Origin of the sequence: Xenorhabdus ehlersii (assembly GCF_003610465.1) — a bacterium.
In the GTDB taxonomy this organism is placed as follows: Bacteria; Pseudomonadota; Gammaproteobacteria; order Enterobacterales; family Enterobacteriaceae; genus Xenorhabdus; species Xenorhabdus ehlersii.
Window position 1 is genome coordinate 518,198 of record NZ_RAQI01000001.1, and the last position, 12,683, is coordinate 530,880.

Here is a 12,683-nt window from a genome sequence, read left to right on the forward strand (position 1 = left end):
TTAAGAACCCTGTTATTATCAGTATGTAATTTCTGGGTTCACCCCATAAGGCGCTTTACCGGTTTTTTAGCTGTTTCTCTCAATGATAAAACCAGCCAATTTCTTCAAGGTTGCGGTGTCATATGACCGTTTTTCCAGTTCTGTAAGGGCAATGAGCGCTTCTTCATACAGATCCCTGGCTTTTTGTTGGGCTTGTTCTAAACCTAATAATGCAGGATAAGTATTTTTGCCGAGCTGCTGATCGTTGCCCTGACGCTTACCAATCACTTCAGTATTGCCAATGATATCCAGAATATCGTCATGTACCTGAAATGCCAGACCGATGGCTTGGGCATATCGCTCCAGCAAAGGCAGTACTTCACGGCCCCGTTGTCCTGCACTATAAGCAGCCAATCGAACGGATGAGCGTATTAGTGCACCTGTTTTATGTCGGTGGATCTGTTCCAGTGAAGCGAGATCGATCTGTTTACCTTCTGCTTCCAAATCCAGTGATTGCCCGCCACACATGCCGGCAAAGCCACTGGCGCTTGCCAGTTCAGCGATCATGGCAAGACGATCGGATAAGGCCACATTGGGCATATCCTGTTTTGCCAAAATCTCAAAGGCCAGTGATTGTAATGCATCACCGGCTAAAATAGCCTGGCTTTCACCAAATTTGATATGACAGGTGGGCTGCCCACGACGTAAATCGTCATTATCCATTGCGGGTAAATCATCATGGATCAATGAATAGGCATGGATGCACTCTATCGCGATGGCTGCGGCATCAAGACTCTTTTTGGGGAGGCCAAACATTTCTCCCACGCTGTAAACTAAAAATGGACGCAGCCGTTTTCCACCCAGTACTGCACCATATTGCATTGCTGTACCTAATGGGCTGTTTAAAAAGGGCAATGAAGCAAATATTGCCATCAGTTTGTCATTAGTATGTTGCTGACAAGCGAGCAATTTTTCTTCAAAAGGAGCCTTATATTGTTCAGACATAAATTTACTCAGCATCGGACGAAAATTCATCAAGAGGCGATTGTGCATCATGGTTCAGTAAAATTTGCACTCGTTGCTCCGCTTGTTGAAGCGTTTTCTGTCCTTGTCTTGCAAGTTGAATACCACGTTCAAATTCATTCAACGCATCTTCTAATGGGAGTTCCCCGGATTCCAGCCGAATCACAATTTCTTCCAGCTCTTTAAGAGAGGTCTCGAATGCTGGGATTTGTTCGGTTGCTGATGTTTGATTTGCTTTAGACATAATGACTTAACATATGGTTATTTAACGAATTACAGCAAAGCAAGTTCGTTACAGAATTGCAGAGTACCCTACTACACCAAGAAAAATAAATCATGTGTTACCACTATTTTTTTATAATCGGTTTTTGCGGTCGATTTTTTACAGGTGATAAGCCAGATGGTGTTATACTCTGCGCCCTATCCAACTGAACACTTAAGAACAATCATTGATGTTGTTGATGATAGTTCAACATTGAATGACTACTATATCTTACTATGAAGTTTATCATTAAATTATTCCCAGAAATTACGATTAAAAGCCAGACCGTTCGGTTACGCTTTATTAAAATTCTTGCCAGCAATATCCGCAATGTGTTGAAGACCTTCGGAGAAGGCATTGCTGTTGTTCGCCATTGGGATAATATCGAAGTTCGGGTTAAGGATGATAACCTTGGTGCGGAAATTTGTGACGCACTGACACGCATTCCAGGTATCCACCATATCCTGCAAGTAGAAGAGCGGGATTTTCGTGATCTGCATCATATCTTTGAGCAGGCCTATGAAACTTACGGCCATTTACTGCATGGTAAAACATTTTGTGTTCGCGCAAAGCGCCGTGGTAAACACAATTTTACATCCAATGAAGTTGAACGCTATGTTGGTGGCGGCTTGAATCAACATATTGAATCAGCCAAGGTGAAACTGACTAAGCCTGATGTCACCGTGAATCTGGAAATTGATCAGGATAAGTTGATTCTGGTTAAAGCCCGTCATGAAGGGATTGGCGGGTTTCCTATCGGTACACAGGAAGATGTTCTGTCATTGATTTCCGGCGGATTTGATTCCGGCGTTTCCAGCTATATGCTGATGCGTCGAGGCTGCCGTGTGCACTACTGTTTCTTTAATCTTGGTGGCGCAGCCCACGAAATTGGCGTAAAGCAGGTTGCCCATTATTTGTGGAACCGGTTTGGCAGCTCGCATAAAGTCCGTTTCGTTGCTGTTAATTTTGAACCTGTCGTGGCTGAAATTCTGGAAAAAGTTGATGACGGGCAGATGGGGGTTGTGCTGAAAAGAATGATGGTCAGAGCGGCTTCCAGGGTTGCAGAACGTTATGGTGTACAGGCGATTGTAACCGGTGAGGCTCTGGGGCAGGTATCCAGCCAGACCTTGACTAACCTAAGGTTGATTGACAATGTTTCAGATACGTTGATCCTCCGTCCCCTGATTTCCCATGATAAAGAGCACATTATTAAGCTGGCCCGTGAGATTGGCACTGAAGATTTTGCCCGCACTATGCCGGAATTTTGTGGGGTGATATCAAAAAGCCCGACAGTGAAAGCCGTTAAAGCCAAAATTGAAGCAGAGGAAAACAATTTTGACTTTGAGATCTTAGAACGCGTGGTTAGTGAAGCCCAGAATCTGGATATTCGCCAAATTGCGGAGCAATCCAGTGAGCAAGTGGTGGAAGTGGAAATGGTATCTGCACTTTCCCCTAATGATGTGTTATTGGATATCCGTTCCCCCGATGAACAGGATAATCGTCCGTTAAATATAGAGGGTATTGAAACTCAGTCATTGCCTTTCTATAAACTGGGCACTCAGTTTGGTGATTTGCCGAAAGAAAAAACTTATCTGCTTTATTGTGAGCGTGGTGTGATGAGTCGTTTACAGGCACTTTATCTGCGAGAACAAGGCTTCGACAATGTGAAGGTATATCGGCCTTAATGTGTTCTTAAGGAACCAGGCTGCTTGCGGAACTGATCCGATAGGCAGCCTATGTTGTATCTCACCTTTATAAGGTGAGATGATTATTGAATGTTTTGGTAATTATTAATACCGGGTGGTAAAACGAGTTGGGCGGCAATTTCTGCGGCTTTTTCTTTTCCTTTCAACAATTCAATCAGTTTCAAGGCAAAGTCAAAAGCTGTGGCAGGTCCTTGGCTGGTCAGTAAGTTAACCCTTTCGTCAAAATAAACTCGTTTATCAATCCATTTTTCTGGTGCAATCTTATCTTGCATACTGGGATAGCCAGTCATATTTCCGACAGGAAAAAGTTGATGATATTCCAATACAATGGCCGGAGAAGCACAGATTGCCGCAATGATTTTCCCCTGACTTTGTGCGGTTCGAATTTTTTCTACTACCAGTAAGCTGTCACGAAAACATTCTGCGCCTTTTATTCCTCCCGGCAGAATAATGGCATCAAAATCTTCGTCAACGACATTAACCAAGGGGACATCAGCAACGATTTTGACGCCGCGTGAGCAGGTTAATGTGAGGGAACCATCGGTTTCCGCACTGGCTACGGTAACATTAACCCCTGCCCTAACGAGTAAATCAATCGTTGTGACAGCCTCGGTTTCTTCACTACCGTGGGCGAGACAAATAAGGGCTGAGGCGCTCATATTCTTCCTCTTTGCGTTTAATGTAATGATAAACAGCGGTATTTTCTGCAATTGACAAACCGTGAACACGAGCCCGACGCATTAAAAAACCGGTAATGTAGTCTATTTCTGTATGTCGCTGTGCCCTTATATCTTGCAGCATGGATGAGTAATTTTCAGAGGTTTGCTCAATCACGTTCATAACGTAATCAATCAATGTTTGTTTGGTTGTATGGATACTGTCATGTTCCATAACTTGGTAAATTTCGCCACATAATGCCTGAATTTGTGTCTGATGATGCCGTAAGTCACCATTTTTGCAGTCATAGATGACGGTAAGGGGATTAATGACACAGTTGACGGCAAGTTTCATCCAACTGATAGCATGTATTTCATTGTGCCATGCTACATCGGGCAGGGCACTGTGTAAAATATCGGCCAGATTGCTGAGTTTGGCGGCATTGGCGGTTATGGCACCGATGTGAGTCATCCCTTGTGACTTATAATGCACAATACTATTTTTTCGATAGGCTCCATGCGTAGTTACGCCAAGTAAAATGGGGTTGGGTAAAGACCTGAATTCTTCTTGGGTTCCCATTCCATTATGTAATAACAGGATTGGGCAATGGGGAGGAAGTTTGTCAGCAAGGTGATTGATTGCGTCGGAAACTTGCCACGATTTTAAACAAACGAGGAGTAACTTACTTTCAGCAAGGTGTTTTTCGCTGTTGGCAGGAAATTGTTGATTAAAAACCTGGCCATTAAAGTTTTCGATCTGGACGGAAATAACAGGCTGTGGAACCCTTAGCCATCCCTGAACACTATGATTTTGTTGGGATAGGGCGGCAAGCCACAGTTTACCGATAGCGCCACAACCAAGAACGGTTATTTTCATATTTCTTCCTGATCTGAAAATAGGGTAGTTGCAAAAAGATCGCTGAACTTCCCGAGTATAGAGCTTTTGCCAATAATGGAAAGCGGTTATCATGCCGATTTATTGATTAGCTGGAGGTGACGGGTAATGCCATCATTTGACATTGTTTCTGAAGTTGATATGCAAGAAGTGCGCAATGCAGTAGAGAACGCACAGCGGGAGTTAAGTAACCGTTGGGATTTTCGTAACGTCCCCGCGAGTTTTGAATTAAACGAAAAGAATGAATCGATCAAAATTGCCAGTGAATCTGATTTTCAGGTGAACCAACTCGTCGATATTCTGCGTGAAAAGTTTGCTAAACGTGGAATTGATGGCTCTGTAATCAACATTCCTGAAAATATGGTTCATAGCGGCAAAACGTACAGTGTAGAAGCGACCTTACTGCAAGGTATCGATACGCCGTTAGCGAAAAAGATTGTGAAGCTGATTAAAGACAGTAAGCTGAAAGTACAGGCTCAAATTCAGGGTGAGCAAGTGCGGGTAACTGGTAAGGCACGCGACGATTTGCAAAGTGTTATTGCATTGGTTCGTGGTGCAGAATTGGGGCAGCCTTTCCAGTTTACTAATTTCCGCGATTAATTTCCGTTATTATTCTAATAGTGAATAATTAATCATAGTACGGTGTCTGGTAACACCGTACTTGTTATAAATACTCAAGCTATTTATGGGATAATACAAGTTGTTCTAACTGTTTGCGATTGGTTAGTTTAGTATCGACTTTGATATACGCACTGTGTTCTTCTAGTGCGATGACAACATCTTTTATACCAGCTTGCGCCAATATCTTTTTCTCCAAAACTTCAGCGTTGCTTAGTTGTTCTGGCAAAATAAGCCTGATGCTGCTGACATAGGGTGGTTGCTGTAAGGTCAGGCTGATAATAAACCAGAGTGCGGTCAGCGCGATGCCTCCCATAAAGACGAGTGATGCACCTTGCCATTCGTAAAGTATTCCCCCAAGGAAACCTCCCAAAGCAACGCCAAGGAATTGACTGGTAGAGTAAACGCCCATAGCAGTGCCTTTGTAACCCGCAGGTGCTTCTTTGCTGATGAGTGAAGGCAAGATGGCCTCCATGATATTAAATGCAAGGAAGAAAATTTGAATGCCTGCAAAGATCCCCCAGAGATGCGATCCCTGAGACCATAAAACGGTTTCAGCGATGAATAGCATACCTATACACAGCAAAAATACCTGTTTCATGCGACGTTTTGTTTCTGCGTAAATAATGAAAGGCAGAACGGCGACAAAAGAGATAAGTGTAGTAATTAAATACACTTTCCAGTGTTGTTGTGGAGGAAAGCCCACTTTTTCCATAATCAGGGGAAGGGCAACAAAGCTCGACATCAATAAGGTATGCAGGCAGAGAATACCAAAATTGAGTTTGATTAGTTGGGGATCGAAAAGCACACGTTTGAAGCTGCCGCGTGCGATACCTGACTCACGATTTAATAAATGCTTGTGTGTATTTGGTACAGCAAACAGTGTGATAAGTATTCCGCAGCCAGCAAGGATTGCAATTGCTCCAAATAGGCCATTTAAACCGATTTGGTGGGTGATAATAGGGCCGACGACAATTGCAAAAGCGAATGTAATGCCAAAGCTAATGCCGATAAATGCCATTGCTTTTGTTCGATTCTGCTCACGGGTCAAGTCTGAAAGTAATGCCATGATAGCAGCGGATATTGCCCCTGTGCCTTGCAAGGCTCGCCCGATAATAATTCCCCAAATAGAGTCGCTTAAGGCGGCAATAACACTGCCTAACGCAAAAATAAGAAGCCCGCCGATGATTAAAGGTTTTCTGCCAATTTTGTCTGAAAGAAGCCCAAATGGGATCTGGAATATTGCTTGTGTTAAGCCGTAGATGCCAATGGCAATTCCAATAAGCGCTTCAGTCGCATCACGTAACGCTAAACCATAGGTCGTCAGAACAGGCAGAACCATGAACATGCCTAACATGCGCAGGGAGAAAACAGAACCTAAGCCCCATGTTGCCCGAAGTTCAAGCGGAGTCATTTTATTATCGTTCATGGATACCTCAAAAAATCTGGTATGACATTTCAATTAGGTGAGAACAAACGAAAAAGAAGCGTTTGTAACCGAATAAGTTGTCATCGAATAGAGATAAAAGAAAGGAAAAAGATGGCAGGGTTTACCCTGCCATCTAAATATTACCAGACGTAAGTCAGTAGGTTTTCTGGAGATGCCGTTGAATCTACAGACATCATGACGCTTAATGACATGATAGCGACGATAGAAAACAGAAATAACTTACGGGCCCAAATACGGTCATCAGAGGTTTTATAACCTGATAATGCCATACCCAACCACCAGATGCTCACTGCGGCAGCTACGATAAGGTATTTATAACCCGCATAACCACTGATGGTCAGCATCAAAGTGGCAACCATAAAGGCCAGAATATACAGAGTGATGTGGTTTTTCGCGACGGAAATACCTTTAATCACGGGTAATACTGGGATGTTGGCCGCTTGATAATCTTTGAACCGAAAAATAGCAATGGCATAAGAGTGGGGCATTTGCCACAGGCTGAAGATCAGCAATAAGATCAACGCGCCTGTATCAAAATGCCCTGTTACTGCACAGTAACCAATCACGGGAGGTGCGGCACCTGACAAGCTACCAACCAGCGTGCCATAAACAGATTTTCTTTTCATGTAGAGGCTATAAACCCCAACATAAACGATAAACCCGATGAGAGCTAACTGCATTGCTAAGACATTGGCCGCTACATAAAGCAGCACTATGCCAACAATACCTAACACTGAGGCGTAAATCAGGCTGATTTTCGGATCGATAAGCCCTTTCACAAGGACTCTTTCTTTCGTTCTTTCCATGATACGGTCAATATCGCGGTCGATATAGTTGTTGAATACACAACCTGATGCTACCACCAGCGATACCCCGGCCATCGTTGCAAAGAACAAGGGGTAATCTATTACGCCCTTGGAAGCGAGTAGAAAACCACCAATCGCAGAAATTAGGTTTCCGAAAATAATTCCTGGTTTGGTCACTTGCAGGTATTGCTTAATCATTCAAATCAACCCTTAATCAACCATCATATTGATGTTCAGGTTGTACATAATCCACAGGGAGCCAACAACAACGATAGCGATGACCACTAATGTGAATATTAAGGCAACGAGGTTCCAACGCTCTTCAGACGATGTATTCATGTGCAGGAAGCAGATGAAATGAACAAAAATCTGAATAACAGCCATAGCGACTACTGTCACTAGAATTGTGCTGTGTGAAGCAGTGCCATCCATCACCATCCAGAATGGGATCACGGTCAGTATGACTGACAGAACAAAACCAATCAGATAGGTTTTGAAGCTACCGTGGCTTGCGCCGGAATGAGAAGTATTTGGATGACTCATTACATAGCCCCCATCAGATAAACGACAGTAAATACACAGATCCATACAACGTCAAGGAAGTGCCAGAACAGGCTCAGGCAGTTCAGACGCATACGGTTCACATCAGTCAGGCCACGGCGTGAAACCTGAATCATCAGGATGACGATCCAAATCAGACCGCAGGTTACGTGTAGACCGTGAGTGGCAACCAGTGCGAAGAAGGCAGACAGAAACGCACTACGGTCAGGGCCAAAGCCTTCTAGGATCAGTTTATGGAATTCATAAACTTCCATTGAAACGAAGCCAAGGCCAAACAGGAAGGTAATGAATAGCCACAAATTAACCTGACCAGCTTTACCTTTGTTCATGCTCAGCATGGCGAAACCATAGGTGATACTACTAAATAGCAGCAAAAAGGTTTCTACCAGTACAAATGGCAGTTCAAAAATATCCTTACCAGACGGGCCACCCGCAGTGCCGTTAACTAACACTGCGTAGGTAGCGAACAGACTTGCAAACAGAATCAAGTCACTCATCAGGTAGACCCAGAAGCCAAATATCTTGTTGGCTCCTGTATCGTGGTGCCCATGAGCATCATGGGCGGCTGTGTTGTTAAGGGTTTGAGTCGACATTATTTCACACCTGCCTTTCTCAGATCTTCATAACGCTGATTTTCAACTTTCTCGACTTCAGCTACAGGAACGTAATAATCAACGTCTTCGTCAAAGCTTTTCACGATGCAACTGATGATGATGCCAGCGAAGCTTGCAATAGCCATCCACCAGATATGCCAGATCAAAGCAAAGCCTAAGGTCAGACAGAAAGCACTGATGATCACACCTGCACTGGTATTTCTAGGCATATGAATTTCTTCATATTTCGCCGGGCGCTTATATTCAGTGCCTTTTTCTTTCATATCCCACCACGCATCACGAGTCTGGATGTGTGGAACTTCCGCAAAGTTATAGAACGGAGGTGGAGATGAAGTTGACCATTCCAGAGTACGGCCACCCCATGGATCACCGGTCAGATCACGGTTCTGCTCACGGTCACGGATACTGACGTAGAACTGGATAACCTGACACAGAATACCAAGAGCGATAAGAACAACACCGCCTGCTGCAACAACCAGCATAGGGTGGAATTCTGGGTTGATATCCTGGCTCAGACGACGAGTCATGCCCATGAAGCCCAGCGCATACAGCGGCATAAAGGCAACGAAGAAACCCGTGATCCAGAACCAGAATGCACGGACGCCCCATTTCTCATTCAGCGTGAAACCAAATGCTTTCGGGAACCAGTAAGTAGTACCAGCGAAACAGCCGAATACCACACCACCGATGATAACGTTATGGAAGTGAGCGATCAGGAACAGACTGTTATGCAGAACGAAGTTTGCACCTGGTACTGCCAGCAGAACACCCGTCATACCACCAATGGAGAAGGTAACCAAGAAGCCAACAGTCCACAGCATTGGGGTTTTGAATTCAATACGACCACGGTACATAGTGAACAGCCAGTTGAAGATCTTAACCCCAGTTGGGATGGAGATAATCATCGTGGCGATACCAAAGAAGGCATTAACGTTCGCGCCGGAACCCATGGTAAAGAAGTGGTGCAACCATACGATGAACGACAGAATAGTAATAACGATTGTCGCCCACACCAGTGAGGTATAACCAAACAGGCGTTTTTTCGAGAAGGTTGCAGTGACTTCGGAGAAAATACCGAAGACAGGTAGGACCAGAATGTAAACTTCAGGATGGCCCCAAGCCCAGATCAGGTTGATGTACATCATCATGTTGCCGCCCATATCGTTGGTAAAGAAATGGGTGCCCAGATAACGATCCAGGGTTAGCAACGCGACGGTTACTGTCAGGATTGGGAACGCAGCAATAATAAGGATGTTGGTGCACAGTGAAGCCCAAGTGAAGACTGGCATTTTCATCATGGACATACCTGGAGCACGCATACGCAGGATGGTCACGAAGAAGTTAACACCGGTCAGCAATGTACCGACACCAGAGAGCTGAAGACTCCATATCCAGTAGTCAACACCGACTCCTGGGTTGTACTCCAGACCGGATAGAGGCGGGTATGCCAACCAACCGGTTTGTGCAAACTCACCCACTCCCAGAGAGATGTTGATCAGTGCGACACCGACAACAAATAACCAGAAGCTCAAAGAGTTTAAGAATGGGAATGCAACGTCGCGTGCGCCGATTTGCAGAGGAACAACAATGTTCATCAGGCCGACAACGAAAGGCATCGCCATAAAGAAGATCATGATAACGCCGTGAGCGGTGAAGATCTGATCATAATGGTGCGGGGGTAGGAAACCGGCTTCACCAGCGGAAGCTAAGGCTTGCTGTCCACGCATCATGATGGCGTCAGCGAAACCACGGAGCATCATCACCATGGCAACGACGATGTACATGACACCAATTTTCTTATGGTCAACGCTGGTTAACCATTCACTCCAAAGCCATTTCCATTTACGGAAATAAGTCAAGGAACCAACAACTGCCAGTCCCCCAAGCAAGATCCCAAGTAATGTCACCACAATAATGGGTTCATGTAATGGGACCGCATCCAGTGTTAATTTTCCCCACATGCCTTTATTCCTCAACACCTGAATGAGCCGGCTGACTCATATTCATATTATGACCCGCAGCTTCACCATGTTCTGTTTTGCCGTGACCTGCCATACCATGCATACCACCATGGCCCATGTCACCCATGAATTTGGCGATAGTCTCTTGGAACAGTTTTGGTTTCACGCTTGAGAAGTATTCAACGGGATTGTTTTGGCTAGGTTTAGCCAAGTCATTGAATGCTTGTACGGTATCCAGGGTTTTCGGTGATGCTTTCACTTTCTGCACCCACTCTTCAAAACCTGCACGATCATCAGTCGCTGTTGCAGTGAATTTCATGCCTGAGAAGCCATGACCACTGTAACTTGCTGAGAATCCATCGTATTTACCCGCTGAGTTAGCAATCAGGTGCAATTTTGTCTGCATGCCCGCCATTGCATAAATCTGACCACCTAACTGTGGGATGAAGAAAGAGTTCATCACAGAGTCTGAGGTGATTTTGAAGTTAATTGGAACATCTTTAGGGAATACGATTTCGTTTACAGTTGCGATACCCTGTTCCGGATAGATGAATAGCCATTTCCAGTCAAGGGAAATAACTTCAATTGTCACCGGTTTTACATCACTGTCCAATGGCTTATATGGATCGAGTTCATGCGTCGTTTTCCATGTAATCGTCGCCAAGGTGATGATAATCAGGATAGGCACAGTCCAAACGACAAGCTCAATTTTATTTGAGTGTGCCCAGTTTGGACGATAAGTTGCAGATTTATTGGCTTCCCGGTAACGTAAGGCAAAAATGATTGCCATTACAATAGCCGGTATAACAACGATCAGCATCAAACCAAACGCTGTTAGTATCAGCGTTTTTTGTTCGACGCCGATCGCCCCTTTGGGATTCATCAATACCATATCACAACCACTTAGCATTAAGGTGGCTGCGAGTAATGACGATAACCCAATAGTTTTTTTGTATTTCATAAGTCTCATTGAGCGACCCCAGATAACAAAAGCTTTATTGTCGTTTCATCAGTGCGGGCATTCTACGGTAAGGTTACCGGAGTGTAAACAATTGTAATAGAAGCAGGTTGGCTTGTGGGCTTTTTATGTTAGAGGGATCACATGTGATTCTAAATTTAACAAAACGTTAATTTCGGTTAGTTATCTTAACCAAAAAATCAAAATAGACAATTAATTTCAAATAACTCGCTATTATACAAGGAAAAACTTTGGTAAAAATCAAAGAAAAAATCCAAAATTATGCTTTGTTATCGATAGGATAACTATTATTTATTGGTTTCAATGAGCAGCATCAGGCTGCTCACCGATTAAATTAATTATTAGAAATTATATTTTACACTGTAAACAATACCATCCTGCAAGAAATCTTCTCCCAGTTTGTTATCCGCATAACGGTACTGAACCCCGGTGGTAAAAGAAGGATGTGGAGTCCACCATAATGCGATAGCGCCATTAATGCCTTCACGTCCGCCGTTGCCGTAGCGTTCATTGCGGTTCAATTCAATTTCATTCCAGTTTGTAACACTGAATTTTTGCTCCCAAAGGTTGAAATCGTATCCTGCAACCCAGCCTACGACATAACCGTTATTGCCTGAATAAAAAGTTTGGTCAACATAATGCAATGCGACAAAAGGCTTGAACCACAGGCCTGCAATATTAGCATTATAGCCTAATCCATAGAGTGTATTGACTTCATGGAAGTTTCCACCATTTGCTTTGCCTGGTAATGAATAGGTTCCATAAACATGGCCATAAAGGTTAAAACCTGTTTCACCCAGATAGAAACGGCCTGTTGTCTTGAAAGTATAACGTTGGTTATCACCCGGTTGGGCTGTTTTACTGTTAAAAGGATTCTCTAAATCAGCGAAACCATAGAGTTCGCCCCAGCTAAATCCTGCTCCACCTTCCAGTTCTAAATAAGCAAAATCATCCTTATGTGAGGTTTGTCCGGTTTTATGAGTGGTATGCTTGCTCCAGTCAAGGTAGTTCATGCTGACATTGCCGAACCCCCACTGGTATTCCGCACTGGCTGAAGCAGAAACTAAAGCTGCGGCAACTGCGGTGAGTGTCAAAATACGTCTTTTCATAAATTCCCTTTATATGGTTTTAAGGTGGTTAACGATATTTCGAATAGTTCGAAATAATATGCGT

Annotated in this window: 13 protein-coding genes; 2 read left to right on the forward strand and 11 right to left on the reverse strand. The window is 44.0% G+C overall.

What is annotated here, in order from left to right; all coding sequences use genetic code 11:
• Window positions 1-66: 66 nt before the first annotated feature.
• Complete coding sequence (gene ispA / locus BDE27_RS02485) at window positions 67-984, reverse strand: (2E,6E)-farnesyl diphosphate synthase (protein ID WP_099132562.1); 918 nt, start codon at window positions 982-984, stop codon at window positions 67-69.
• A 4-nt stretch (window positions 985-988) separates the two neighbouring features.
• Complete coding sequence (gene xseB, locus BDE27_RS02490) at window positions 989-1,246, reverse strand: exodeoxyribonuclease VII small subunit (RefSeq protein ID WP_099132473.1); 258 nt, start codon at window positions 1,244-1,246, stop codon at window positions 989-991.
• Window positions 1,247-1,500: 254 nt separating this feature from the next.
• Between xseB and thiI the strand changes: the two genes are divergently transcribed.
• On the forward strand, window positions 1,501-2,949 hold the full coding sequence (gene thiI, locus BDE27_RS02495; protein WP_099132474.1) for a tRNA uracil 4-sulfurtransferase ThiI: 1,449 nt from the start codon (window positions 1,501-1,503) through the stop codon (window positions 2,947-2,949).
• An 83-nt stretch (window positions 2,950-3,032) separates the two neighbouring features.
• Here thiI and yajL read toward each other — a convergent pair whose 3' ends face one another.
• On the reverse strand, window positions 3,033-3,629 hold the full coding sequence (gene yajL / locus BDE27_RS02500; RefSeq protein ID WP_099132475.1) for a protein deglycase YajL: 597 nt from the start codon (window positions 3,627-3,629) through the stop codon (window positions 3,033-3,035).
• Window positions 3,592-4,503 (reverse strand): 2-dehydropantoate 2-reductase, encoded by a 912-nt coding sequence (gene panE / locus BDE27_RS02505; protein WP_099132476.1) that lies wholly within the window; start codon window positions 4,501-4,503, stop codon window positions 3,592-3,594. Before panE ends, yajL begins: the two co-directional genes overlap by 38 nt.
• 126 nt (window positions 4,504-4,629) lie before the next feature.
• On the opposite strand from panE, the gene BDE27_RS02510 reads away from it, so the two are divergent.
• Window positions 4,630-5,121 (forward strand): YajQ family cyclic di-GMP-binding protein, encoded by a 492-nt coding sequence (locus BDE27_RS02510; RefSeq protein WP_074022857.1) that lies wholly within the window; start codon window positions 4,630-4,632, stop codon window positions 5,119-5,121.
• 79 nt (window positions 5,122-5,200) lie between these two features.
• Here the strand turns inward: BDE27_RS02510 and BDE27_RS02515 are convergent, their stop codons facing one another.
• From BDE27_RS02515 to BDE27_RS02545, 7 genes are all read right to left on the reverse strand, one after another.
• A complete protein-coding gene (locus BDE27_RS02515; RefSeq protein ID WP_099132477.1) occupies window positions 5,201-6,568 on the reverse strand; it encodes an MFS transporter in 1,368 nt (455 codons plus the stop codon).
• Window positions 6,569-6,708: 140 nt separating this feature from the next.
• On the reverse strand, window positions 6,709-7,593 hold the full coding sequence (gene cyoE / locus BDE27_RS02520) for a heme o synthase (RefSeq protein WP_099132478.1): 885 nt from the start codon (window positions 7,591-7,593) through the stop codon (window positions 6,709-6,711).
• Window positions 7,594-7,605: 12 nt separating this feature from the next.
• Window positions 7,606-7,938 (reverse strand): cytochrome o ubiquinol oxidase subunit IV, encoded by a 333-nt coding sequence (locus BDE27_RS02525; protein WP_074019286.1) that lies wholly within the window; start codon window positions 7,936-7,938, stop codon window positions 7,606-7,608.
• The gene (locus tag BDE27_RS02530; protein ID WP_099132479.1) at window positions 7,938-8,549 is read right to left on the reverse strand and encodes a cytochrome o ubiquinol oxidase subunit III; all 612 of its coding nucleotides are present in this window, start codon (window positions 8,547-8,549) and stop codon (window positions 7,938-7,940) included. Before BDE27_RS02530 ends, BDE27_RS02525 begins: the two co-directional genes overlap by 1 nt.
• Window positions 8,549-10,531 carry a cytochrome o ubiquinol oxidase subunit I gene (cyoB, locus tag BDE27_RS02535; RefSeq protein WP_099132480.1) on the reverse strand — a complete coding sequence of 661 codons (1,983 nt, stop codon included), beginning with the start codon at window positions 10,529-10,531 and terminating at the stop codon, window positions 8,549-8,551. Before cyoB ends, BDE27_RS02530 begins: the two co-directional genes overlap by 1 nt.
• Window positions 10,532-10,535: 4 nt before the next feature.
• Window positions 10,536-11,501, reverse strand: coding sequence for a cytochrome o ubiquinol oxidase subunit II (cyoA, locus tag BDE27_RS02540; protein WP_099132481.1), 966 nt, complete (start codon window positions 11,499-11,501; stop codon window positions 10,536-10,538).
• 350 nt (window positions 11,502-11,851) lie between these two features.
• Window positions 11,852-12,619 carry a nucleoside-specific channel-forming Tsx family protein gene (locus tag BDE27_RS02545; protein WP_099132482.1) on the reverse strand — a complete coding sequence of 256 codons (768 nt, stop codon included), beginning with the start codon at window positions 12,617-12,619 and terminating at the stop codon, window positions 11,852-11,854.
• Window positions 12,620-12,683: the final 64 nt, after the last annotated feature.